Origin of the sequence: Pseudomonas syringae (assembly GCF_021606685.1) — a bacterium.
Taxonomy (GTDB): domain Bacteria; phylum Pseudomonadota; class Gammaproteobacteria; order Pseudomonadales; family Pseudomonadaceae; genus Aquipseudomonas; species Aquipseudomonas syringae_R.
Genome location: NZ_WKCB01000050.1, coordinates 18,393 through 41,297, shown reverse-complemented (window position 1 = coordinate 41,297; position 22,905 = coordinate 18,393). Strand labels below are relative to the sequence as shown.

19 protein-coding genes and 1 pseudogene are annotated in these 22,905 nt (G+C 61.7%); 7 read left to right on the top strand and 13 right to left on the bottom strand.

The genetic code is table 11. The features are described 5' to 3' along the window. Nucleotides 1–273 (bottom strand): annotated as a pseudogene (locus GIW02_RS18600) (DUF1493 family protein); the annotation flags it as partial. Between the two features lie 413 nt (nt 274–686). Here GIW02_RS18600 and GIW02_RS18595 point away from each other — a divergent pair. The 3 genes from GIW02_RS18595 to GIW02_RS18585 all read left to right on the top strand — a co-directional run bounded on the left by GIW02_RS18595 (nt 687) and on the right by GIW02_RS18585 (nt 4,539). Then, nucleotides 687–1,862, top strand: a complete 1,176-nt coding sequence (locus GIW02_RS18595) for a tetratricopeptide repeat protein (protein WP_236418854.1) — start codon at nt 687–689, stop codon at nt 1,860–1,862. A 284-nt stretch (nt 1,863–2,146) separates the two neighbouring features. After that, nucleotides 2,147–4,084, top strand: coding sequence for a RecQ family ATP-dependent DNA helicase (locus GIW02_RS18590; RefSeq protein ID WP_236418852.1), 1,938 nt, complete (start codon nt 2,147–2,149; stop codon nt 4,082–4,084). A gap of 23 nt (nt 4,085–4,107) precedes the next feature. Next, nucleotides 4,108–4,539, top strand: coding sequence for an acyl-CoA thioesterase (locus GIW02_RS18585; RefSeq protein ID WP_236418849.1), 432 nt, complete (start codon nt 4,108–4,110; stop codon nt 4,537–4,539). A 144-nt stretch (nt 4,540–4,683) separates the two neighbouring features. Here GIW02_RS18585 and GIW02_RS18580 read toward each other — a convergent pair whose 3' ends face one another. The 4 genes from GIW02_RS18580 to GIW02_RS18565 form a co-directional block, all read right to left on the bottom strand. After that, complete coding sequence (locus tag GIW02_RS18580) at nt 4,684–5,163, bottom strand: glycine zipper domain-containing protein (protein WP_236418847.1); 480 nt, start codon at nt 5,161–5,163, stop codon at nt 4,684–4,686. A gap of 393 nt (nt 5,164–5,556) precedes the next feature. Then, entirely contained in the window at nt 5,557–7,905 is a 2,349-nt protein-coding gene (locus GIW02_RS18575; RefSeq protein WP_236418845.1) for an FdhF/YdeP family oxidoreductase, read from the bottom strand. Next, nucleotides 7,902–8,741, bottom strand: a complete 840-nt coding sequence (gene fdhD, locus GIW02_RS18570; RefSeq protein ID WP_236421974.1) for a formate dehydrogenase accessory sulfurtransferase FdhD — start codon at nt 8,739–8,741, stop codon at nt 7,902–7,904. The genes GIW02_RS18575 and fdhD overlap by 4 nt, the downstream gene beginning before the upstream one ends. A gap of 97 nt (nt 8,742–8,838) precedes the next feature. Continuing rightward, complete coding sequence (locus GIW02_RS18565; protein ID WP_236412844.1) at nt 8,839–9,726, bottom strand: LysR family transcriptional regulator; 888 nt, start codon at nt 9,724–9,726, stop codon at nt 8,839–8,841. 132 nt (nt 9,727–9,858) lie between these two features. Here GIW02_RS18565 and lysM point away from each other — a divergent pair, with 132 nt between their 5' ends. Next, nucleotides 9,859–10,299 (top strand): peptidoglycan-binding protein LysM, encoded by a 441-nt coding sequence (lysM, locus tag GIW02_RS18560; protein WP_236412834.1) that lies wholly within the window; start codon nt 9,859–9,861, stop codon nt 10,297–10,299. A gap of 108 nt (nt 10,300–10,407) precedes the next feature. Here lysM and yrfG read toward each other — a convergent pair whose 3' ends face one another. After that, complete coding sequence (yrfG, locus tag GIW02_RS18555; RefSeq protein WP_236412825.1) at nt 10,408–11,070, bottom strand: GMP/IMP nucleotidase; 663 nt, start codon at nt 11,068–11,070, stop codon at nt 10,408–10,410. Between the two features lie 87 nt (nt 11,071–11,157). Between yrfG and nudE the strand changes: the two genes are divergently transcribed. Further along, nucleotides 11,158–11,724, top strand: a complete 567-nt coding sequence (gene nudE, locus GIW02_RS18550; RefSeq protein ID WP_236412823.1) for an ADP compounds hydrolase NudE — start codon at nt 11,158–11,160, stop codon at nt 11,722–11,724. Continuing rightward, nucleotides 11,721–12,557: a 3'(2'),5'-bisphosphate nucleotidase CysQ gene (gene cysQ / locus GIW02_RS18545; RefSeq protein WP_236412821.1), complete on the top strand. Its 837-nt coding sequence runs from the start codon at nt 11,721–11,723 to the stop codon at nt 12,555–12,557. Before nudE ends, cysQ begins: the two co-directional genes overlap by 4 nt. Before the next feature lie 127 nt (nt 12,558–12,684). Here the strand turns inward: cysQ and GIW02_RS18540 are convergent, their stop codons facing one another. From GIW02_RS18540 to rfbB, 7 genes are read right to left on the bottom strand one after another with little or no spacing between them, the layout of a single operon-like run. After that, on the bottom strand, nt 12,685–13,140 hold the full coding sequence (locus tag GIW02_RS18540) for a thioesterase domain-containing protein (RefSeq protein WP_236412846.1): 456 nt from the start codon (nt 13,138–13,140) through the stop codon (nt 12,685–12,687). Nucleotides 13,141–13,166: 26 nt separating this feature from the next. After that, entirely contained in the window at nt 13,167–14,552 is a 1,386-nt protein-coding gene (locus GIW02_RS18535; protein ID WP_236412819.1) for a sigma-54-dependent transcriptional regulator, read from the bottom strand. Then, the gene (locus GIW02_RS18530; RefSeq protein ID WP_236412817.1) at nt 14,549–16,357 is read right to left on the bottom strand and encodes an ATP-binding protein; all 1,809 of its coding nucleotides are present in this window, start codon (nt 16,355–16,357) and stop codon (nt 14,549–14,551) included. Before GIW02_RS18530 ends, GIW02_RS18535 begins: the two co-directional genes overlap by 4 nt. A gap of 36 nt (nt 16,358–16,393) precedes the next feature. Further along, nucleotides 16,394–17,263 carry a dTDP-4-dehydrorhamnose reductase gene (gene rfbD, locus GIW02_RS18525; RefSeq protein WP_236412815.1) on the bottom strand — a complete coding sequence of 290 codons (870 nt, stop codon included), beginning with the start codon at nt 17,261–17,263 and terminating at the stop codon, nt 16,394–16,396. Further along, nucleotides 17,260–17,805, bottom strand: a complete 546-nt coding sequence (rfbC, locus tag GIW02_RS18520) for a dTDP-4-dehydrorhamnose 3,5-epimerase (protein WP_236412813.1) — start codon at nt 17,803–17,805, stop codon at nt 17,260–17,262. Before rfbC ends, rfbD begins: the two co-directional genes overlap by 4 nt. Then, on the bottom strand, nt 17,802–18,677 hold the full coding sequence (rfbA, locus tag GIW02_RS18515) for a glucose-1-phosphate thymidylyltransferase RfbA (RefSeq protein WP_236412811.1): 876 nt from the start codon (nt 18,675–18,677) through the stop codon (nt 17,802–17,804). Before rfbA ends, rfbC begins: the two co-directional genes overlap by 4 nt. Further along, complete coding sequence (gene rfbB, locus GIW02_RS18510) at nt 18,674–19,756, bottom strand: dTDP-glucose 4,6-dehydratase (protein ID WP_236412809.1); 1,083 nt, start codon at nt 19,754–19,756, stop codon at nt 18,674–18,676. The genes rfbA and rfbB overlap by 4 nt, the downstream gene beginning before the upstream one ends. A gap of 147 nt (nt 19,757–19,903) precedes the next feature. Between rfbB and GIW02_RS18505 the strand changes: the two genes are divergently transcribed. Beyond that, nucleotides 19,904–22,804: an aminotransferase gene (locus GIW02_RS18505; protein ID WP_236412806.1), complete on the top strand. Its 2,901-nt coding sequence runs from the start codon at nt 19,904–19,906 to the stop codon at nt 22,802–22,804. Nucleotides 22,805–22,905 lie beyond the last annotated feature (101 nt).

Here is a 22,905-nt window from a genome sequence, read left to right as displayed (position 1 = left end):
TCGCAGGAGTGGATGCGGGGGATGGTTGCGTTGGGGGCGGTATTTGTTTCGGGTGATCAACAACACCACGCCTGCAACTAAGGCGAATACCGGTGTGCTGACGAATTGTAACCCTGTTAACCAGGAAGTGGCGCCGAACAGCAGTGTGGCGCCGGTGACCATCAGGGCTAGCCCGAACCATTTTCTAAGTGCAGGGAGCTTCAATTTTCTATCGAGCAGAACGGCAAGAGCGATAGGGATGAGGAGCGCGAGCCACGGGGTATATTCGGTCATCGCGTTAACCTCCATGGCGCTATCCCACCATTGAAGATGACGCCGTAGTGGCGGATGTGTTGAGTCCTTTCGATGTTCACGGGGTGTGCCGAGTAAGTTGAGAGGTCGTTAGTGTCAGCCAGGCGCAGGGCCGTTATGTAGGGGGTTGAGCGGGTATTTGAAGCAGTTTGGGAAAGGGATGGCGGGCCGTTTGGGCGTTTCCTACAGATGGTTCCGGCATTTGTGGTTTGACAGTGATTTTTCGACCTGAACCAACCCATCGCTGGCAATCCAGTTCTCTTGGGGGGCGCGGTGGCGGGATAAAAACCACGTCACATTCTCTACAAATAAACCGCCGGGAAACTGAATTCAGCGTATGTTTCAGCGCAAAATCTTGTAGGGCAATTTTGCCCACTACTTAAAGGGAGTTAAGCATGGGTTTGCTGCGTATAGCGTCAGCGCTGTCATTGTGTGCGGTGGCTTGTTCAGTCCAGGCTGCCCAATTGCCGATTGAAGTGCTCAGCGCGGTGGTCAAAGACCAGAAGATCGCCGATGCCGAGGTGCTGCTGCAGCGCAACGGCGCGCAGAACGTGGTGGGTCGCACCAACGCCCAGGGTCAGGTGACCCTTACCAGCGAAGCCGCCGATGACGCGAGCAACTTGCTGATCATCAAGAAGCCCGGCTACTCCAATCTGGTGGTGAAGTGCCCCTGCGCCGGGATGACCTACGCCATCAGCCCGGTCATGGAAAACCTCGACGGCTTGCGCGTGGTGCTGACTTGGGGCAAGACTCCGGAAGACCTCGATTCCCATATGATCTTCCCGGGCAACAACATCTATTTCGAGAACCAAAAGGGCGACGACGCCGAGCTGGACGTGGATGACGTCGACAGTTATGGCCCGGAAACTATTACGTTGCAGAAAAAACACTATGGCGAAAGCTACGTGTACGCCGTGCATGATTTCACCAACCTCGCCAACCCGGGTTCGCGTCAGCTGTCCAACAGCGAGGCCAAGGTGTTTGTGTACATGGGCCAGTCGCTGGTGCGCACCTATTACGTGCCAAAAAATCGCAGCGGCAACCTCTGGACCGTGTTCCGCATGACCGGCAGCGGCGACTTCCAGGACATCAACACCTTCAGCGGCGTGAATGTGGAAGCCAAGGATGTGCTCAATGAAGTCAAGCCGTTGCTGGATGACGGCGTTGCGGTTTCAGCGGTAGCTGTCAGCTCTTCCGCACAGACCGATGCGAAACGTCTGAACCTGCAAGGTGAAGCGGCCTACCAGGCCGGGAAGCTGGACCAGGCGATCGACCTGTTCCGCCAAGCTATCGAGCTGGACAATGGTTTCGGTAAAGCCTACGGCAACCTGGGCCTGGCCTATCAGAAGGCGGGCAACACCGCCGAATCGATCTGGGCCAACCGCAAGGCCATCGCCCTCGCCAGCGGCGCGAATGCCGCCACCGTGCGTGCTGGCGCCTACTACAACATTGCGCGGATCTACGAAGCGGCGGGGCAGTTCGCGGATGCGTTGCGGCATTACCAGTTGGCCAAGGAGCAGAAGGCTAACCCGGTGTATGACACAGCGATTGAGCGCGTGCAGAATCGCTGATTCCCCTGTGTGAAAAACTGAATGTGGGAGGGGGCTTGCTCCCGATAGCGGTGTATCAGTCAGAATCTTATCGACTGACACACTGCTATCGGGAGCAAGCCCCCTCCCACATTTGATCTGTAGTGTTCCTACAACCGCATTCGAACTTGGTGAATTTGGCCCAAGGCCATTGCTGCACCCTGTGTATCATCCTGTCTCTTTTTTCCATGCGACCTTTCTCGATTCGCTGAGCAAGCTGGGCTACGTTTTTAAGCCACGTTCAGCGGTCAATGGAGTGACAGCCTATGCACGACACCCTCCAGCAGGTCTTTGGTTATCCACAGTTTCGTCTGGGCCAGGAACAAACGGTCAGCGCCGTACTGGCCGGGCGCTCGGCGGCCGCAATTTTCCCGACCGGTTCGGGCAAGTCGCTGTGCTACCAACTCTCCGCCGTGCTGCTGCCGCACCTCACGCTGGTGGTTTCGCCGCTGTTGGCGTTGATGCAGGACCAGTTGGGCTTCCTGCAGCGTCACGGTATTTCGGCGGGCAGCATCGATTCGGCGCAAACCCGTGAGGATGCCAATGATGTGATGGCACGGGCGCGTTCGGGCGAGCTGAAAATCCTGATGATTTCCGTGGAGCGCTTGAAGAACGAGCGCTTTCGCAACTTCTTGCAAAGCGTGCAGATCTCGCTGCTGGTGGTGGACGAGGCGCACTGTATTTCCGAGTGGGGCCATAACTTCCGGCCCGACTATTTGAAGCTTCCGGACTACCAGCGCCAGTTCAATATCCCACAAGCGCTGCTGCTGACCGCTACGGCCACGCCCAAGGTGATTGCCGACATGCAGGCGAAGTTCGCCATTGCGCCCGAGGATGTGGTCACCACAGGCTTCTACCGGCCCAATCTCAACCTGCTGGTTGAGCCTGTCAGCGGCCATGACAAACGACGGCGCCTGGTCGAGTGGATGAACGAGCGGGCCAATCAGCCGAGCATTGTCTACGTCACCCTGCAGAAAACCGCCGAACAGATTGCCGAGCACCTGAACCGCAACGGCATCCAGGCCGAGGCTTATCACGCGGGTTTGCCCCACGATAAACGCGAGGGTATCCAGCAGCGCTTTATGAGTGGGCGCTCCAATTGCATCGTCGCCACCATTGCGTTCGGCATGGGCATCGACAAGAGCGATATCCGCAATGTGGTGCACTTCGACCTGCCCAAATCCATCGAGAACTACAGCCAGGAAATCGGCCGCGCGGGGCGAGATGGGCGGCCGTCAGATTGCCTGGTGCTGGCCAACCGCGACAGCCTCAACGTGCTGGAAAACTTCGTGTACGGCGACACCCCCGAGCAGGAAGGTATTCGTCGTGTGTTGGAGGAGTTGCAGGCGTCGCGCAGCGAGGGGCAGTGGGAGTTCCTGCTGAGGTCGTTGTCGGACCACAGCAATATCCGCGAGCTGCCGCTGAAGACGCTGCTGGTGCAGTTGGAACTCAAGGGCGTGATTGCGCCGCGCTATGCGTTTTATGCGGAATACCGCTTCAAGTACCTGATCGAGCCCGAGGCCTTGCTGGCGAGGTTTTCCGGCGAGCGGCAGCAGTTTGTCGCGGCGATTGTGCAGGTATGTAATCGCGCCAGAACCTGGGCGACGGTGGATTTCGACGCGCTTTACCAGCAACACAACGCTGAACGCAGCCGGGTGGTGAAGGCGTTGGATTACTTCCAGGAGCAGGGCTTGATCGAGCTGGAAAGCAAGCAGATGACTGAGGTCTACAGCCTGCTCAATACCGACTTTGATCCCCAGATGCTGAGCGCCGAGTTATACACAGGCTTCAAGCAGCACGAAGTGGGCGAGGTCGCGCGGATTCACGCCATGCTCGATCTGTTCGCCACCGAGCATTGCCTGGGCCAGCGCCTGGCGCAGTATTTTGGTGATGAGAAAGCCCCCCAGCGTTGCGGGCATTGCTCGGTCTGCCACGGGCAGGTTGCGCACCTGCCGCCGCCGCCGAGCTTGCCGCCGCTTGTGGATAAAAACTTCATGGGGCTGTGCGGTGATTTTATCCACAGGCATCATGAGCACACCGGCCACCTGCCCGGTGCCGAGCGGTTGACGCGGTTCCTGGGCGGTATCAGCGTGCCGTTGTTTAACAAATTGAAGGCACGCGGCATTCCCGGTTTTGCTGCGCTGGAGGACTACCCTTACGCAGAGGTGCGTGAGTGGGCCCAAGCCCATCTGAATGACTTGTAAACCCACTTTCATGAGACTTGCCCATGCCTGACTCAACGCCCAAGCGCGCCGATTACCGTCACTTTCAGCCGATCATCACGCGCTGGCACGACAACGATGTGTATGGCCATGTGAACAACGTGACCTACTACAGCTTCTTCGACACGGCGGTGAATACCTACCTGATCGAGCACGGTGGGTTGGATATTCATGACGGTGAGGTGGTGGGGTTCGTGGTGAGTTCGGCGTGCGATTACTTCGCCTCGATCGCGTTTCCCGACCGTATAGACATCGGCCTGCGGGTGGGCAAGTTGGGCAACAGCTCAGTGCAGTATGAGTTGGCGGTGTTCAAGGCAGGCGAAGAGGATGCCTGTGCGGCGGGGCGCTTTGTGCATGTGTTTGTGGATCGGGGGACCAACCAGCCGGTGACGATCCCGGGGGTGCTGCGCGAGGCGTTGCAGCGCTTGGTGGTGTGACCCGATTTGATAAGCACAGCAGAAACCAATGTGGGAGGGGGCTTGCTCCCGATAGCGGGGTGTCAGTCAATCAAAAGCTGACTGACCCACCGCCATCGGGAGCAAGCCCCCTCCCACATTTGGTTCTGAGGTGTTCTTTGGATCTTACCGGTGACGGTAGTGATGCTTGTTCTTGCGATGCCCGTAGGCATGGCCACGGCCGCGATGGTCGTCGCGGTCATAACGACGGTTGTCGCGGCCACGGGAGCGGCGATCATCGTCATCGCTCTGGTTGCCCATGTAGTTGCCCAGTGCGCCACCAGCACCACCGCCGGCGGCTGCGCCGATCAGGCTGCCGGTGCTGCCGCCCATGCTGCGGCCCACTACGTTGCCGCCGGCTGCGCCCAGGGCGCCGCCAATAGCAGCCTGGCCGCGGCTGCGTTTGTCGGCACCGACCGCACTGCCGCCCGCGCCGCCCAAGGCTGCGCCGATAGCCGAACCGGTGTTACCGCCGATCTGCTGGCCTACAACCGAACCGAGTACCCCGCCCAATGCGCCGCCCACACCGGCTTCGGTGGTGCCACCGGCCATGGCTGCGCCACTGACCAGGCCAAGGGACAACAAGAGAATCGAGGAGAACTTCATAGAGAGACCTCAAGAGGATGACGGCGCGATCCTGAGGCTGTATTGACCATGTGACAATAGAAATCCGACCAGTAACACGAGTTGTACACAATTCTATAAGTTATTGTTTTTACTCGGGAACTTAACTGATTTTTGTCAGTCTTTTATTACTTCGCAAAGGCCGCTTTTTTACAAAAGCGGCCTTTTTTTGGCCTCGGGTTTTATATCGAACAAGCGCTTTCTCGTGGCGAGCGGGCTTGCCCGCGTTGGGCCGCGAAGCGGCCCTTGGTCCAGGCGCTGCCTGTTGACCTGATGTATGCGGTGACGGTTTTGGGGCTGCTTCGCAGCCCAACGCGGGCAAGCCCGCTCGCCACAACAGGCTCACCCGCTGCAACAGGCTCGCTCGCCGGGCAATCAGGCCGAGCGCGCCATGATCAGTCCGTTGTCACTCGCTGCTTCCAGGCGAATGGCCACGAACTTCGACGTTGGCGTGTGGCTGCCGTCTCCGGTGCTTTCCAGCGGCACCAGCGGGTTCACCTCCGGGTAGTAGGCAGCTGCCTGCCCTGCTGGAATATCAAACGCCAGCAGGGTGAAGCCCTTCACGCGGCGCTCACGTCCGTCTTCCCACAGCGATACGATGTCGGCCTTTTGCCCCGGCTTGAAGCCCAGGCGGATGATGTCGGCCTCGTTGACGAACAGCACGTCACGCTGACCTTTCACCCCGCGATAGCGGTCGTCCAGGCCATAAATGGTGGTGTTGTACTGATCGTGAGAGCGCATCGATTGCATGATCAGGTCCGGCACGCGGCCCGTGGCGTGGGTGCGTTCGTGGATCAGATCTTTGGGCAGGATATTCGCGCGGAAGTTGGCGCGGCCCGAAGGCGTATTCCAGCGACGCGCACCGGCGGAGTTACCCAAGTAAAAACCGCCGGGGTGTTTGAGGCGCTCGTTGAAGTCCTTGAAGCCCGGGATGGTGTCGGCGATCAGGTCACGAATGCGGCTGTAGTCGGCCACCAGCCAGTTCCAGTCCACCGGCTTGCTGCCCAGGGTCGCGGCGGCGATGCCGGCGAGAATGGCCGGCTCCGACTTCATCTGCTTCGACAGCGGCTGCAGTTGGCCGTTGGAGTCGTGAACCATGCTGAACGAATCTTCCACCGTCACCGCCTGCGGGCCTTCGGCCTGGATGTCGATGTCGGTACGGCCCAGGCACGGCAGGATCAGCGCGTCTTTGCCGTGCATCAGGTGGCTGCGGTTGAGCTTGGTGCTGATCTGCACGGTCAGGTCGCAATTGCGCAGTGCTTCGAAGGTGCGCGGGCTGTCTGGCGTGGCTTGGGCGAAGTTGCCGCCCAGGCCGATAAACACTTTGGAGCGGCCTTCGAGCATGGCGTGGATCGCTTCCACCACGTTGTGGCCATTGGTGCGCGGTACCTGGAACTGGAAACGGCGCTCCAGCGAGTCGAGGAACGCCACCGGTGGGCGTTCGTTGATGCCCATGGTGCGGTCGCCCTGCACGTTACTGTGGCCACGCACCGGGCACAGGCCGGCGCCTGGACGGCCGATGTTGCCGCGCAGCAGCATCAGGTTGGCGATTTCCTGGATGGTCGGCACCGAGTGGCGGTGCTGGGTGATACCCATCGCCCAGCACATGATCACGTTTTTGCCTTTGGCGTACATGCGCGCCGCTTGCTCGATCTCAACCAGCGGCAGGCCAGACTGCGCGACGATTTCATCCCATGAGGTGTCATCGATCTTGCCCAGGTAATCGAGCACGTTGGCGGTGTGCTCGTTGAGGAAGTCATGGTCGAACACCGCTTCAGTGCCTTCAGCCTGGGCCTGGCGTTCCCACAGCAGCAGGAATTTGGCCATGCCACGCAAAATGGCCATGTCGCCGCCCAGCGCCGGGCGGAAGTACGCGGTGTTGGTCGGCTTGTCGCCGTTGGTGAGCATTTCCAGCGGGTGTTGCGGGTGCTGGAAGCGTTCCAGGCCGCGCTCTTTGAGCGGGTTGATACACACCACCTGAGCGCCGCGCTTTACGGCCTCTCGCAGCGGTTCGAGCATGCGCGGGTGGTTGGTGCCGGGGTTCTGGCCCCAGACGAAAATTGCATCGGCATGTTCGAAGTCATCAAAGGTCACAGTGCCTTTGCCGACGCCCACGCTCTGCGCCAGGGCCACGCCGCTGGCCTCGTGGCACATGTTCGAGCAATCCGGGAAATTGTTGGTGCCGTAGGCGCGCACAAACAGCTGGTACAAGTAGGCCGCTTCGTTGCTGGCGCGGCCAGAGGTGTAGAACTCGGCCATGTCCGGGCTGGGCAAGGCATTGAGGTGCTTGCCGACCAGGTCGAACGCCGCTTCCCAGCTGATGGGCGCGTAGCGGTCGGTTTCGGCGTCATAGCGCATTGGCTCGGTCAGGCGGCCCTGGTATTCCAGCCAATAGTCGCTTTGTTCGAGCAGCGCGGTAACGCTGTGCTTGGCGAAGAAGGCCGCGTCGACGCGGCGCTTGGTGGCTTCCCAGTTGACCGCCTTGGCGCCGTTTTCGCAGAACTTGACCATGCCGCTTTCCGGCGAGTCGCCCCAGGCGCAGCCCGGGCAGTCGAAGCCGCCGTTCTGGTTGGTCTTGAGCATCATGCGCAGGTTTTTCAGCGCGTTGTCGCTGGTCAGCCACGCCTGCGCCACGCTGATCAGTGCACCCCAGCCACCCGCCGGGCCTTTGTAGGGCTTGTAGCGTGGGGTTGGGGTTTGGTCGGCTTGGTGGTGATTGTTCATGGCTGGTACTCCATCGCAGGGCTGTAGACCCGCGGCGCGCTTTTCTGCGGCAGGTGGATGAGATTGAGGTTGTGTCGGCGCGCCCATTGCAGGGCCAGGCCGGTGGGTGACGACAGGCTTACCAGGGTCTGGATGCCCGCGCGCAGGACTTTCTGTATCAATTCGAGGCTGCAACGGCTGGTGACAATCGCCAGGCCGCCGTCAGTCGGGATTTTCTGGCGGATCAATGCGCCAATTAATTTATCCAGCGCGTTATGCCGGCCAATGTCTTCGCGGCCCAGCAGCAATTCGCCGTGGTTATTCATGAACACCGCTGCATGCACCGCGCCACTGAATTGGCCCAGGGGCTGGAAGGCACTGATGCGCTGACGCAGGCCGTCGAGCCATGCGGCGGGGGGCAACGGCGCGCCGGGCAGTACTTGAAGGTCTGGCAACGCCTGTTCCACCGCTTCCACGCCACACAGGCCACAGCCGCTGGTGCCCGCCAACTGGCGGCGCTGCTGCTTGAGGTTCCAGAAGGCGCGACTGGAGATCTGCACCTGAGCGTATTGGGCCGAACCCGAAGCGCTGAGTTTCAGGTCATAAATGTCGCTAACGTCGGTGATAATGCCGCTGCCGAGGCTGAAGCCGACGATAAAGTCTTCCAGGTCTGTCGGCGTTACCAGCATGACCGCCTGGCTGATGTCGTTATAGGCAATCGCCAACGCCACTTCTTCCGCCAATGCTGTGCTGGCGACGTCTGTGTGTTCGAGGTTGCAAAACTGGTAGCTCTGGCTGGCGGCGGGCGCGGGCATTTCAGGGGCGGGCGCCGCGCAAACTGGGCGCTTGGCGTTCATGGGGCAGTACCACCGGCGGATTGGTCAGCCTTTAGACTAGGCGCGACAAAGCGTCGCGTCTAATTGCCAGTACTGATCTACCGATAGATGACGTCGATCAAGACTCTTTATGCGATTTCTGAAACAGCGCGAAACACGCCTCCGCCAGCGCCGAGCGAGGTGCGCTACGCCGCATGATCAACCCCAGGCGCGCCAGGGTGTGGGCGTCTGCGATCGGTTGCAGGCGCAGATGCTCGGTGAGCGCATCCAGGCCACCGTCCAGTGGCATCACCGCACAGCACAGCCCGCCATGAACAGCTTGTAACAACTGATGGACCGCATCGGTCTGCAACAGCGGTAGCGGGTTGAGGCCCCGGCTGTGGAAGTTATGGTCGATGGACTGACGAAAATGCATGCCGCCGGTGAGCATGCCCAACGGCAGCTCGGTCAGGGCCTCCCAGCTCAACGGTGTGTCGCCGAAGCTGAAGTAGCGCTGGTCATAGAGCAGGCCCATGCGGGTTTCGCCGAGCGCGAGGGAGTCGAAGCGTTCGTTGTCCAGGCGCTCCAGGTACGACACGCCAAGGTCCAGGCGATTGCTCGACAGCTGTTCAAGGATCTGTTCGGAACTGAGCGCCGATAGCTCAAAGCGCAGGCTTGGGTGTTCTTTGTGCAATTGCTGCATCAACGCCAGCGGGTCAAAACTCGACAGCGGCACTACCCCCAGGCGCAACGTACCGACGAGGTTGCCGCGACACGCCGCCGCCTCAGCCTGCAAGCCGTCATACGCTGCCAGCACGGTGCGTGCCCAGGCCAGCACGCGCTCGCCCGGGGCGGTAAAACCTTCGAAGCGCTGGCCGCGATTGACCAATGGCAGGTCCAGTTCTTCTTCAAGGCTGCGCAGGCGCATCGACAAGGTCGGTTGGGTAATATGGCAACGCGCCGCGGCCTGGCCGAAGTGACGGGTTTCGTCGAGGGCGATGAGGAATTTCAGCTGTTTGATGTCCATCTTCGCTCCAGGGCTTATTCCAATGGCTGGGGGATTCTAGCGCGTTTGGGTCTTGGGCCGGGCTGGAACCCAAATCCGCGGGACTGGTCTAGTCTTGGGCATCTGGAAACCAAATCCCAAGGAGAGCGCACTATGAGCATTTTCAGCTTTATCAAAGAAGCCGGCGAAAAGATTGTCGACCTGTTGACGCCGGGTAATGCGAACGCGAGTGAGCAGTTGAAGGAGCACGTGGCCAAAGTGGGGCTGGGGAATCCGAATGTGCAGACCACGGTTGATGGCGACAAAGTGACCGTGACCGGCGAAGTCGCCAGCCAGGAAGAGAAAGAGAAGATTCTGCTGGCGCTGGGCAACATCGCGGGTGTGGCCAGTGTGGATGACCAGATCACCGTCACCGGCCCGGCAGTGGCCGCCGCTCGTTTTGTGGTGGTGAAAAAAGGCGACACCCTGAGCGCGATTTCACTGACGGTGTATGGCAACGCCAACCAGTACAACAAGATTTTCGAAGCCAATAAGCCGCTGCTGTCGCATCCGGACAAGATTTACCCAGGCCAGACACTGCGTATCCCTGAGTAATACGCAGATAAAAAGTGTGGGAGGGGGCTTGCCCCCGATGGCGGACGGTCAGCCACCTGATGTGGTTCTGATGCACCGCTATCGGGGCAAGCCCCCTCGCACATTAGATTAGAGCCCGGCAATGAGATCGCGGTAGTCGTCGACGGCGGCAAACTCCCCGGTGTCCTTGGGCCCCTTTTTACTGTCCGGCTCTTTGACCGCGAGCAAATGCCCTACGCCAAACGCTTGGGCGCTACGCAGGATCGACAAAGTGTCGTCGATAAACAGGCTGCGGGCCGGGTCGAAGTGGATGTCGGCTTGCAGCGCATCCCAGAACTGCGGGTTTTCCTTGGCAAAGCCGTAGTCGTGGGAGCTGATCAACCGTTCGAAATACGGCGCCAGTTCAATGCGTTCCAGCTTCAATGACAGCGAATCACGATGAGCATTGGTGATCAGGATCACCCGTTTGCCGGCCCGTTTGATCGCCGCCAGAAAGGTGTCTGCATCCGGGCGCAGGGCGATCAGGTGCGCGGTTTCCAGTTTGAGTTCACGCACCGGGATATTCAGTTCGGTGCTCCAGAAATCCAGGCAATACCATTGCAACTGTCCGGCGTTACGCTCGAACAGGGGCTGCAACTCCATCTCGGCCATCGCCCGGCTTACCCCGTGCAGCTCGGCGTAACGCTGGGGCAGGTGTTCCATCCAGAAGTGGTTGTCGAAATGCAGGTCAAGCAGGGTGCCGTCCATGTCCAGCAGGACGGTATCGATGGCGTGCCAGGGCAAAGAGGGCATGGGGCGTTCTCATGTAAGTAAAAATATCCGACACAGACAATCGGAAAAGCCACGGTATAGTAACCCGATCACGCCAAGGAGCCGTTTATGCGCCAGAAACCCACCGTCCTCGCTCGCGAAATAGTCGCCAGTAGCCGTTTGTTCCGCGTGGAGGAAGTGCAATTGCGCTTTTCCAATGGCGTTGAACGGACCTACGAGCGTCTGGTAGGTCGCGGTGCCGGTTACGGCGCGGTGATGATCGTGGCAATGATCGACGACGATCATGCGTTGCTGGTGGAAGAGTACTGCGGCGGCACTGACGAATATGAATTGTCCTTGCCCAAAGGCTTGATCGAGCCCGGCGAGGATGTACTGGCGGCGGCGGACCGCGAGCTCAAGGAAGAGGCGGGCTACGGGGCGCGTCAGCTCGAACACCTTACCGAGCTGTCGCTGTCTCCCGGCTACATGAGCCAGAAAATACAGGTGGTGCTCGCCACCGACCTCTATGAAGAACGCCTGGAGGGCGATGAGCCCGAGCCGATGCGCGTAGACCGGGTCAACCTGCGCGAGCTCTCGCAACTGGCGCAGAACGAGCAATTCAGCGAAGGCCGTGCCCTGGCCGCGTTGTATCTGGTACGAGATTTGTTGATTCAGCGTGGAGCGTTTGTCGCATGAGCGAACTGTTTTTAGGTCACCCGTTTATCGCCCCGGTCATCGAGCTGGCTCGCCAGGCGGGTGAAGTGATTTTGCCGTACTGGCGCGCGGATGTGGCGGTGACGTCCAAGGCCGATGATTCGCCGGTGACGGCGGCAGATTTGGCCGCTCACCACCTGATTCTCGCCGGCCTGACGGCCCTGGACCCAAGCATCCCGGTGCTGTCCGAGGAAGACGCGGATATCGACCAGAGCATCCGCGCCGGTTGGCAGCGCTGGTGGCTGGTGGACCCGCTGGACGGCACCAAGGAGTTCATTGCCGGCAGTGAAGAGTTCACCGTGAATATCGCCCTGATCGAACAGGGCCGCGTGGTGTTTGGCGTAGTGTCGATGCCCACCAGTGGCCGTTGCTACTTCGGCGGTGCGGGCCTGGGCGCCTGGCGCTCCGACGTGAACGAAGCGCCCAAGCAGATCCAGGTGCGCGAGACGCCGGCTGCGGGCGAGTCGTTTACCGTGGTTGCCAGCCGTCGGCATAGCAGCCCCGAGCAGGAGCGCTTGCTGGACGGTTTGAGTGAGGGCCTGGGCGCGCTGAAACTGGCGAATATCGGCAGCTCGTTGAAGTTCTGCTTGTTGGCCGAGGGCAGTGCCGATTGCTACCCACGCCTGGCGCCGACCTCGCAATGGGACACCGCCGCAGCGCAGGGCGTGCTGGAAGGGGCGGGCGGCGAAGTCCTGGAATTGAGCGGCGAGCCGTTCAGCTACCCGGCGCGGGAGTCGTTGCTCAACCCGTTCTTTTTGGCGTTGCCGGCTAAAGCGGCATGGCGTGAACGGCTGTTGACCCTGGCCCGTTCCTAAGCACAACACAAAACCAAATGTGGGAGGGGGCTTGCCCCCGATAGCGGTGGGTCAGTCAAAGATGTTACGACTGATGCACTGCTATCGGGGGCAAGCCCCCTCCCACATTTGATTTGTATCGTCGCGGTTAGCGGTGCAGGACGTATTGGCCAGTGAAAGCCACTGCTCTTGATTCACTGCCCGCATTCACAATCCACGTCTCCAGCGTCAACCGCGCGCGGCCATAGCGCTTGTACGTCGCTACAAAACGTTTCCACACCTTCTCTTCCGGCGCCTGGCAAATCACCGTCGCGTCCTGCGTCACCGGCAGCGGGTAACTGATCTGCCCTTCCTGAATCACGATGTGCCCGTCCTCGATGCCTTCTTCGCGCAATTGCAGGTGCAGCCAACCCCAACCCGCCAGCACGGCGCCGCAGTAGAGGCTGCCGCCGAACATGGTGCTCTTGTGATTGATATTGGCCTCCAGCGGCAGGTGCAGCTGCAATTGGCCGTGTTGCCAGTCGAGCACCTTGAGGCCCATGTCCCGGGTGAGGGGGATGTCGTGGTGAAGGATGGATTCCAGGTAACGGCTGTCGCGGCTCATGGCGGCCTCTTGATCGGTGGGCGGGGTCATTCGTCGTCAGTGCTGTGGTTGCCGCTGTCGGCGAAGTTCAGACCGTGCTTGCGCAGTTTGTCGTGCAGGGTCTTGCGCGGCACGCCCAGGGCTTCGGCGAGACTGCGCATGGAGCTGTGGGGGCGGGTGAGTTCGGCGGCGATCAGGCTCTTTTCGAACTGTTCGACTTGTTCGCTCAAGCCGCCGGGGGTGGAGGTCAGGACGCTTGCCGACGGATTGTCCTGCGTGTTGTCCAGCGCCAGCTCCAGGCCCAGGGCAAAGCGTTCGGCGGCGTTCTGCAGCTCGCGCACATTGCCCGGCCAGCTGTGGCGCAACAGCAGCGCCCGCTGGCCCGGCTGCAGCTCGTGCAGCGGCAGACCATGGCGGCTGCTGGCCTCATCGGCAAAGTGTTGGAACAACATCAGTGCGTCTTCGCCGCGCTCGCGCAGCGGTGGAATGCGCAGCGGCGCGACGTTGAGGCGGTAATACAAGTCGGCGCGAAAGCGCCCCTGGTCGGCGGATTGGCGCAAGTCTTCCTTGGTGGCGGCGATGATGCGGATATCCAGCGGTATCAGCTGATTGCCGCCCAGGCGCTCGACCACACGCTCCTGCAACAGGCGCAGCAGTTTGACCTGCACGTCCAGGCTCATGCTCTCGATTTCATCCAGGAACAGCGTGCCGCCATTGGCGAATTCGAACTTGCCGATGCGGCGTTTCTGCGCGCCGGTGAACGCCCCCGGCTCATGCCCGAACAGCTCGCTCTCCACCACCGATTCGGCCAGCGCGCCTGCGTTGATCGCCACGAAGGGCCCGCTGCGCCGACTCGACAAGTCATGCAGTGCGCGGGCGACCACTTCCTTGCCGGCGCCGGTTTCGCCGAGGATCAGCACGTCGGCCTTGGTCGCCGCCAGCGCGCCAATCTGCTCGCGCAGGCGCAGCATTTGCGGCGAATGGCCGACCAGGCGCGTGCTCAGTTGCTGGCGGTCGCTCAGGGCCAGGCGCAGGCTGCGGTTGTCCAGCACCAGGCGGCGCAGCGCCAGCGCGCGGCGCACACTGTCGAGCAGGGCGTCGCTGGCAAAGGGTTTTTCCAGGAAGTCATAGGCGCCGGCGCGCATGGCCTGCACCGCCAAGGGCACGTCGCCATGGCCGGTGATCAGCAGCACCGGCAGCTCCGGGTCCTGGCCGTGCAGTTCGGCCAACAACTCCAGGCCATCCATGCCGGGCATGCGGATATCGCTGACCACCACGCCCGGCCAGTCGCGGGACAGGCGCGCAGTAAGGCCGGTGGCTTCGCCCAGGGTCAGGACTTTCAGCCCGGCCAGGTCCAGGGTCTGGCACAGGGCCTGACGCAGGTGTGGATCGTCGTCGATCAACACCACCTGAATCTGGTTATCGATACTCATACACTGCGGTCCTCGGACGGTTGCAGACTGACGCCCGGCGAGCCGGCACGCAATTTCAGGGTTAACAGCGCGCCACCTTCCTTGTGGTTGGCGAACAGCAGTTCGCCGCCAAAGGCACGCATCAACGTGTCACAGATCGCGAGCCCCAGCCCCAGGCCCTGGGTGCGGGTCTTGGTGGTGTAGAACGGCTCGCTGGCGCGGCCCAGCGCTTCCATGCAAAACCCCGGGCCGTTGTCGCGAATGTACAGGTTGACGCCCTGTTCGGTGGTTTGGGCACTCAGCCAGAGTTTACGCGGCGGGCCTTTTTCGGTGAGCGCATCGAGGGCGTTGGCCAGCAGGTTGCCGAGCACTTGGCGCAAGCGGGTTTCGCCGGCCTGCACCCACAGGGTGGCTTCCGGTAGGTCGCGGATCAGCTCGACTTCCATAGACCGCCGCCGCTTGGCCAGCAACGCCAGCGCATCGTCGAGTGCCGGTTGCAGGGCCACGCTTTCCGGGGCATGCCGGTCGCGCCGGGCGAAGGCGCGCAAGTGCGCGATGATCGAGGCCATGCGCCCGGTCAATTCGCTGATCAGCTTGAGGTTGCCCCGCGCGTCGCTGGTGCGTTCGTGGTCGAGCAGGATCTCGGCGTTTTCCGCGTAGCTGCGAATCGCCGCCAGGGGTTGGTTGAGTTCGTGGCTGATACTTGCCGACATGGTGCCCAATGCCGACAGTTTACCGGCCTGCACCAAGTCATCCTGGGCGCGCACCAGTTCCTGCTGGGCGTGCTCGCGCTCCAGCACTTCCTGTTTCAAGCGCCGGTTGAGGCCTTCCAAATCACTGGTCCGTTCCACCACGCGGGCTTCCAGCTCGCGACGGGCCTTGGCTTCGAAGGCGATTCGGTCGAGGTAATGGCGACGGCGTTGCATCATCAAGCCCAGCAACAGCATCAGCACCAGCAGCGTGGCGCCACCCACCGCGACTACCGTGCGCACAGGGCGGCTGATCAGCGAGCGCGGGGCGAGGATTTCCACGTTCCAGCCGGTCTCGGCGATGGCCGTGGATTGGCGCAACCAAGCCGTGGAACTCAGGGCCAGTGGCTGCGGGTCACGCGTCGGATAAGGCTGAATGGCAACGATGGCCTGGCGTTCTTCAGCGGTCAGTGGCCGCGTGGCGCGGAATCGCCATTGCGGGCGCGATGTCAGGATCACCACGCCATTGTGGTCGGTCACCAGCAGTTGTTCCGGGGTGTTGCCCCACAGGCTTTCGGTGTGGTCCAGGTCGACCTTGACCACCAGCACGCCGATGATTTTATCGCCATCGCGCACGGCGGCGGCGAAGAAGTACCCGCGCTTGGCCGAGGTGGTGCCCAGGCCGAAGAACCGCCCCAGGCGCCCCGCCATGGCTTCGCTGAAATACGGGCGGAACGAGAAATTGCGCCCGACGAAGCTGTCTTGCTTGTCCCAGTTGGATGCCGCGAGTGTCTTGCCGGTGGTGTCCATCAAGTACATCACCTCCACCCCGGCCTGGGCGGCGACGTCCTTGAGCAGCAGGTTGGCGTTGACCTGATGGCGGCTGTCGCCCGGCGCATCCAGTACCGTGCGCAAGGCAGGCAAATCACCGAGGATCTGCGGCAGCACCTCATAGCGGTGCAGCGTACCCAACAGGTTGGCCACGTACAGGTCCAGGGTCTGGCGGTTCTGCCCGGCCAGTTCGCTGCGGTAATAGCGCTCGGCCAGATGTTCCAACGGCCACAGCAGCGGTGCCAGGCACAGCGCCAGCAGGGCGAGGCTGCGCCAGCGGGGTCTTCGCGGGAGGGTTGGAGTCATGGGAGTCGTGCGCCTGTGGGTACAGGCGCATTATGCCTAGTGCTGCTCGGCAAGACACTCGCGCAATGCGTCTTGCCACTGTGGCTGGCTGACGTGCCATTGCTGTTGCAGGCGGTGACAATCGAGGCGTGAGTTCAGCGGGCGCTTGGCGGGTGTCGGGTAGGCACTGGAGGGGATGGCCTCCAGCTCCGCACACGCCTTTCCCTCAGCCCGCAGTTGCGCGGCGATCGCCTCGGCAAAGCCGAACCACGAGGTTTCCCCTTGGGCGCTCAGGTGGTAGACGCCCCATTCCCCGGCCTTTGCGGCATGCCAGCGCTCAATCAGGGCACGGGTGCTGTTGGCGAGGGTGCCAGCCCAGGTCGGTGCACCGATCTGGTCGGCCACGATGCGCATCTGCGGCTTCTCTTGCAGCAGGCGCTGCAGGGTCAGCAGGAAATTCCTGCCGTGGTTGGAGTAGACCCAACTGGTGCGCAGGATCAAGTGCTCGCCGCCCGCGCTCGCAATCGCCTGCTCCCCGGCGAGTTTGCTTCGGCCATAGACGCTCAATGGGTTCGGCGTGTCGGCCTCGGTGTAAGGCGTGGGCTTGCTGCCATCGAACACGTAATCGGTGGAGTAATGGATCAAGGGTATGCCCAAGGCGCTGGCTTCCTCCGCCAGCACACCGGGGGCGATGGCGTTGATGGCAAAGGCGGCCTCCGGTTCGCTTTCGGCCTGGTCTACCGCGGTGTGGGCCGCCGCGTTGATGATCAGGTCGGGGCGGTGGGTGCGCACTTGTTGGCGGATCTGCGCGGTGTCGGCCAGGTCGAGCCGGTCGCGGCCCAGCACGATTAGCTCGCCGAGGTCCCCAAGCCGCTGTTGCAGCGCCAGGGCAACTTGACCTTGTCGGCCGGTTATAAGGATCTTCATGGGAACACGTCGGCTTCCATCAGGGTTTTGCCGGCCTGGTCCTTGGCGGAGAGCTGCGGCGGCTCGTCCAGTTCCCAGTCGATGGCCAGCGTGGGGTCATTCCAGGCGATGCAGCGCTCGGCGCTCGGTTGGTAGTAATCGGTGGTCTTGTACAGGAACTCGGCAGCGTCGCTGAGCACTACAAAGCCGTGGGCAAAGCCTTCCGGTACCCACAGTTGGCGGCGGTTTTGTGCGGACAGGTGCACGCCTACCCACTGGCCAAAATTCGGCGAGCTGCGGCGAATGTCCACGGCCACGTCCAGCACTTCACCAGCGGTGACGCGCACCAGTTTGCCCTGGGTGTGTTCCAGTTGGTAATGCAGGCCGCGCAGCACGCCTTTTTGTGAGCGCGAATGGTTGTCCTGGACAAAGTCGCGCTTGAGCCCGGTGGCCGCTGCAAAGGCGCGAGCGTTGAAGCTTTCGTAGAAAAAACCGCGCTCATCCCCAAACACCTTGGGTTCGAGGATCAGCACGCCTGGCAATGAGGTATCAGTGACGTTCACTGGTTGTCCCCAGCGAGAGAGTAGAGGTACTGGCCATAGCCGGTTTTGCCGAAATACTTGGCGCGTTCGAGCAAATGGTCGCGGTCGATCCAGCCGTTGCCATAGGCGATTTCTTCGAGGCAGGCGACTTTCAGCCCCTGGCGGCGCTCGATGGTCTGCACGTACTGCGAGGCGTCCAGCAAGCTGTCGTGGGTGCCGGTATCGAGCCAGGCGAAGCCTCGGCCAAAGCGTTCCACCTGCAAGTCGCCGCGCTGCAGGTAGGCGTTGTTGACGTCGGTGATTTCCAGCTCGCCCCGGGCGGAAGGCTTCACCGCTTTAGCGATGTTGATCACATCGTTATCGTAGAAATACAGGCCGGTCACGGCGTAGCTGGATTTAGGCACCGTCGGTTTTTCTTCAATGGATAGGGCGCGGCCGTCGCTGTCGAAGTCGATCACACCGAAGCGCTCCGGGTCCTTGACCCAATAGCCAAATACCGTGGCACCCTTGTCGCGCTTGACCGCCGCGTGCAGCTGCTCGCTGAAGCGCTGGCCGTGGAAAATGTTGTCGCCCAGGATCAGGCACACCGGGTCGCTGCCGATGAACTGCTCGCCAATCAAAAAGGCTTGCGCCAGGCCGTCGGGGGTCGGCTGTTCGGCATAGCTGAAGCGCACGCCGAACTGGCTGCCGTCACCCAACAGGTTGCGGTACTGCGGCAGGTCCGCCGGGGTGGAGATCACTAGAATCTCCTTGATCCCGGCCAGCATCAGCACCGAAATCGGGTAATAGATCATCGGCTTGTCATAGACGGGTAACAGTTGCTTGGACACGCCCAGGGTAATGGGGTGCAGACGTGTGCCGGAGCCGCCGGCCAATACGATTCCTTTCATCATGCGATCAGATCCCTCTTATCGGTGTTGCCCAATCGTTCACCCTGATAACTGCCGTCCTGGACCCTGCGGCACCATTCCAGGTTATCGAGGTACCACTGCACGGTTTTGCGCAGCCCGGTTGCAAAGGTTTCCAAGGGCACCCAGCCCAATTCGCGCTCGATTTTACTGGCGTCGATGGCGTAGCGCTGATCGTGGCCCGGGCGGTCCTTCACGAAGGTGATCAGGTCGGTGTACTGCCCCACCCCGGCCGGTCGTTGCGGCGCCAGCTCTTCGAGCAGGGCGCAGATGCTGCGCACTACATCGATGTTCTTTTGCTCATTGTGGCCGCCAATATTGTAGGTTTCGCCGACGGCGCCCTCGGTGACCACCTTGAGCAGCGCACGGGCGTGGTCTTCGACGAACAGCCAGTCGCGCACCTGCAAACCATCACCATAGACCGGCAATGGCTTACCCGCGAGGGCATTGAGGATGACCAGCGGGATCAGCTTTTCGGGAAAGTGGAACGGCCCGTAGTTGTTGGAGCAATTGGTCAGGAGCACGGGCAGGCCGTACGTGCGCTGCCAGGCGCGCACCAGATGGTCAGAGGCGGCCTTGCTGGCGGAGTAAGGTGAACTCGGCGCATAGGGCGTGGTTTCGGTGAACAGGTCGTCCACGCCATGCAGGTCGCCGTACACCTCGTCGGTGGAAATATGGTGGAAGCGGAACGCGCGTTTGTCTGGCTCGGCGAGGCCCTGCCAATAGCCTCGGGCGGCTTCCAGCAGGCTGTAGGTGCCGACGATATTGGTTTGGATGAAGTCCGACGGGCCGTCAATCGAGCGGTCGACATGCGACTCGGCCGCCAGGTGCATGATCGCCTGGGGCTCGAAGCGTGCCAGCACCGCGCTGACGGTGGCTTGGTCGATGATATCGGCCTGGACGAACTCATAGCGACTGTTGGACGCGATGCTGGTCAACGATTCCAGGTTGCCGGCGTAGGTGAGTTTGTCCAGGTTGAGCACCTCGTGCTCGGTGTGTTGAATCAGGTGACGTACCAAGGCAGAACCGATAAAACCGGCGCCACCGGTAATGAGAATGCGCATAACGGGGGCCCTTTCCTTAAATGTACGTTCAGCGAATGGAGCATAGCCTGTGTTGCGGCGCTGGGAAGGGCGGTATGTGTCGAGGGGTTGCGTAAGCCCCCTGAACAATGGCGATATACACCCCTGAAAAAAATCGAGGCCACCTCCATGCTGCTCGCCACGCTGATCCACCGCGCCAGTCTTCCCAGCCCGCAACTGGGCCCCGACCAGGCGGCGCAATTGCTGGCGCAGCATTACGGCCTCAGCGGCGCATTGCAGTCACTGGGCAGCCAGCAGGACCTCAACTACAAAGTCGACAGTGCACGCGGCGCGTTTGTTCTGAAAATCTGCCGGGGCGACTACGCCGCCGTCGAGTTGGAGGCCCAGCACGCCGCCCTCAATACGTTACAGGCTGTGCGCGTGCCCAAGGTCATCAAGGCCCTGAGCGGCGAGGAGCTGCTGACGCTGACGGTCGACGGCCAGGCCCTGCACCTTCGGGTTCTGGACTATATAGACGGCCAGCCGCTGACCCATCTGCCTCATCTGGGGCGCGACGTGATTGCAGGTTTCGGTGAGCTGTGCGGTCGCATGAACCTGGCGCTGGCCGACTTCCGCCACCCCGGCCTGGACCGTACGCTGCAATGGGACCCGCGCCATGCCCGTGAGCTGATCACCCACTTGCTGGCCACGCTGCAGAACCTGCCCCACCGCGCCGCGCTGGAGCAGGTGGCCGAGCAGGTCGACGCGCGCATCAGCCCGTTGGCCGACCGGCTGCCGTGGCAAGCGGTGCACATGGACATCACCGATGACAACGTGGTGTGGCAGCGCGATGCGCAGCGGCATTGGCAGCTGCAGGGCGTGATCGATTTTGGCGATTTGGTGCACACCTGGCGCATTGCCGACCTGTCGGTGACCTGCGCGGCGCTGTTGCACCATGCCGAGGGCGACCCCTTTGCGATCTTGCCGGCGATTCAGGCCTGTCACGCCATCACGCCGTTGCAGCACGAAGAACTGCAGGCGCTGTGGCCGCTGATCGTTGCCCGTGCGGCAGTGCTGGTGCTGAGCAGCGAACAGCAGCAACGCCTGGACCCGGACAACAGCTACCTGTTGAAAAACGCCGAGCATGAGTGGGAAATTTTCCATGTGGCAACCTCGGTGCCGTTTGAGCTGATGGAGGCGGCGATTTTGAGCAGCGTCGGGCAGGCGCCAACGCCGGTTGCCAGCCAAGGCTTCGCACCCTTGTTGCCGGGGTTGGTGGGGCGTGAGTTCGCGCTGATCGATCTGGGCGTGCTCAGCCCGCATTTCGACGCGGGTAACTGGGAGCAGGCCGGTATCGATCAGCGTTTATTGCAGGACGCGGCGGCGGTGCATGGCCTGGCGGCGAGTCGTTATGGGCAATACCGCTTGTCGCGTACGCTGCCCGATAGCGCGGATGAGCCAGAGACGTTCCCGCTGCATGTGGCGCTGCATGTGCCCCAGGGCATCACCGTCGAAGCACCGTTTGCGGGCACCGTAAGTGTGCGGGCCGGCGGCGAACTCCATCTGCATGGCAGCACTTGCAGCGCGCGGCTGTGGGGCGTGAACGCGTTGTTGCATTCGGGCGCCGCGGTGCTCAAAGGCCAAGTGATCGGCGAGGTCGAAGGCCCGCTGACTGTGCAACTCTGCCGTACCGACGTGCCGGCGCCGCTGTTCTGCACGCCCTCCCGGGCAGCGGCGTGGCAAGTGCTGTGCCCCTCGCCAGCGGCGCTTTTAGGGTTGGCCTGCGATGCCGAGCCCGAGCTGGACCCCGAAGCCTTGCTGGCCCGGCGTGATGCCAGTTTCGCGCGCTCGCAAAAACACTATTACGTCGACCCGCCGCGCATCGAGCGCGGTTGGCGCAACCATCTGATCGACATGCAGGGCCGTTCCTACCTCGACATGCTCAACAACGTCGCGGTGCTGGGCCATGGCCACCCGCGCATGGCGGCGGTGGCGGCGCGCCAGTGGTCGTTGCTCAACACCAATTCGCGCTTCCATTACGCGGCGATCGCCGAGTTTTCCGAGCGCCTGCTGGCGTTGGCGCCGCAGGGTATGGACCGGGTGTTCCTGGTCAACAGCGGCACCGAAGCCAATGACCTGGCGATCCGCCTGGCCTGGGCCTACAGCGGCGGGCGCGACATGCTCAGCGTGTTGGAGGCGTACCACGGCTGGTCGGTGGCGGCGGATGCGGTGTCCACATCGATTGCCGACAACCCTCAGGCATTGAGCAGCCGGCCGGACTGGGTCCACCCGGTGACGGCGCCGAATACTTATCGAGGGGAGTTCCGGGGGCAGGACAGCGCGCCGGATTACGTACGAAGCGTGGAACACAACCTGGCGAAAATCGCCGCGAGCAAACGGCAGCTGGCCGGTTTCATCTGCGAGCCGGTGTATGGCAATGCCGGTGGCATCTCCCTGCCGCCAGGCTATCTGCAGCAGGTGTATGCGCAGGTGCGCGCCCAGGGTGGCGTGTGCATCGCCGATGAGGTGCAGGTGGGGTATGGCCGCATGGGGCATTTCTTCTGGGGCTTTGAAGAGCAGGGCGTGGTCCCCGATATCATCACCATGGCCAAAGGCATGGGCAACGGGCAGCCGTTGGGGGCGGTGATCACCCGCCGTGAGATCGCCGAGGCGCTGGAGGCCGAGGGGTATTTCTTCTCGTCCTCGGGCGGTAGCCCGGTCAGTTGCCGGATCGGCATGGCCGTGCTGGACGTGATGGAGGAAGAAAAGCTGTGGGAAAACGCCCAGGTTGTTGGCGGGCATTTCAAAGCGCGATTGGAAGCACTGATCGACCGGCATCCCTTGGTTGGTGCCGTGCATGGCTCAGGGTTTTACCTGGGGCTGGAGCTGGTACGCGATCGACATACCCTGGAGCCCGCCACCGAAGAAACCACGCGGCTGTGCGACCGCCTGCGTGAGTTGGGTATTTTCATGCAGCCAACCGGTGACTACCTGAACATCCTCAAGATCAAGCCGCCGATGGTCACGTCTAAACGCAGTGTGGATTTCTTTGTCGACATGCTGTCGAAGGTGCTGGATGAGGATCTCTAAATAGCCGATTGTTATCGGCTATTTATTGTCATATTCATGCTTAATAATCTTATTTCGCTTTTAAGCTCGATTTTTATCCGTTATAAAGTCGACCTTTAGCC

What these genes read in the sequence shown, in the direction of transcription:
- GIW02_RS18595 (WP_236418854.1), top strand. Translation starts at nt 687, where the DNA reads ATGGGTTTGCTGCGTATAGCGTCAGCGCTGTCATTGTGTGCGGTGGCT.
- GIW02_RS18590 (WP_236418852.1), top strand. Translation starts at nt 2,147, where the DNA reads ATGCACGACACCCTCCAGCAGGTCTTTGGTTATCCACAGTTTCGTCTG.
- GIW02_RS18585 (WP_236418849.1), top strand. Translation starts at nt 4,108, where the DNA reads ATGCCTGACTCAACGCCCAAGCGCGCCGATTACCGTCACTTTCAGCCG.
- GIW02_RS18580 (WP_236418847.1), bottom strand. Translation starts at nt 5,163, where the DNA reads ATGAAGTTCTCCTCGATTCTCTTGTTGTCCCTTGGCCTGGTCAGTGGC.
- GIW02_RS18575 (WP_236418845.1), bottom strand. Translation starts at nt 7,905, where the DNA reads ATGAACAATCACCACCAAGCCGACCAAACCCCAACCCCACGCTACAAG.
- fdhD (WP_236421974.1), bottom strand. Translation starts at nt 8,741, where the DNA reads ATGAACGCCAAGCGCCCAGTTTGCGCGGCGCCCGCCCCTGAAATGCCC.
- GIW02_RS18565 (WP_236412844.1), bottom strand. Translation starts at nt 9,726, where the DNA reads ATGGACATCAAACAGCTGAAATTCCTCATCGCCCTCGACGAAACCCGT.
- lysM (WP_236412834.1), top strand. Translation starts at nt 9,859, where the DNA reads ATGAGCATTTTCAGCTTTATCAAAGAAGCCGGCGAAAAGATTGTCGAC.
- yrfG (WP_236412825.1), bottom strand. Translation starts at nt 11,070, where the DNA reads ATGCCCTCTTTGCCCTGGCACGCCATCGATACCGTCCTGCTGGACATG.
- nudE (WP_236412823.1), top strand. Translation starts at nt 11,158, where the DNA reads ATGCGCCAGAAACCCACCGTCCTCGCTCGCGAAATAGTCGCCAGTAGC.
- cysQ (WP_236412821.1), top strand. Translation starts at nt 11,721, where the DNA reads ATGAGCGAACTGTTTTTAGGTCACCCGTTTATCGCCCCGGTCATCGAG.
- GIW02_RS18540 (WP_236412846.1), bottom strand. Translation starts at nt 13,140, where the DNA reads ATGAGCCGCGACAGCCGTTACCTGGAATCCATCCTTCACCACGACATC.
- GIW02_RS18535 (WP_236412819.1), bottom strand. Translation starts at nt 14,552, where the DNA reads ATGAGTATCGATAACCAGATTCAGGTGGTGTTGATCGACGACGATCCA.
- GIW02_RS18530 (WP_236412817.1), bottom strand. Translation starts at nt 16,357, where the DNA reads ATGACTCCAACCCTCCCGCGAAGACCCCGCTGGCGCAGCCTCGCCCTG.
- rfbD (WP_236412815.1), bottom strand. Translation starts at nt 17,263, where the DNA reads ATGAAGATCCTTATAACCGGCCGACAAGGTCAAGTTGCCCTGGCGCTG.
- rfbA (WP_236412811.1), bottom strand. Translation starts at nt 18,677, where the DNA reads ATGATGAAAGGAATCGTATTGGCCGGCGGCTCCGGCACACGTCTGCAC.
- rfbB (WP_236412809.1), bottom strand. Translation starts at nt 19,756, where the DNA reads ATGCGCATTCTCATTACCGGTGGCGCCGGTTTTATCGGTTCTGCCTTG.
- GIW02_RS18505 (WP_236412806.1), top strand. Translation starts at nt 19,904, where the DNA reads ATGCTGCTCGCCACGCTGATCCACCGCGCCAGTCTTCCCAGCCCGCAA.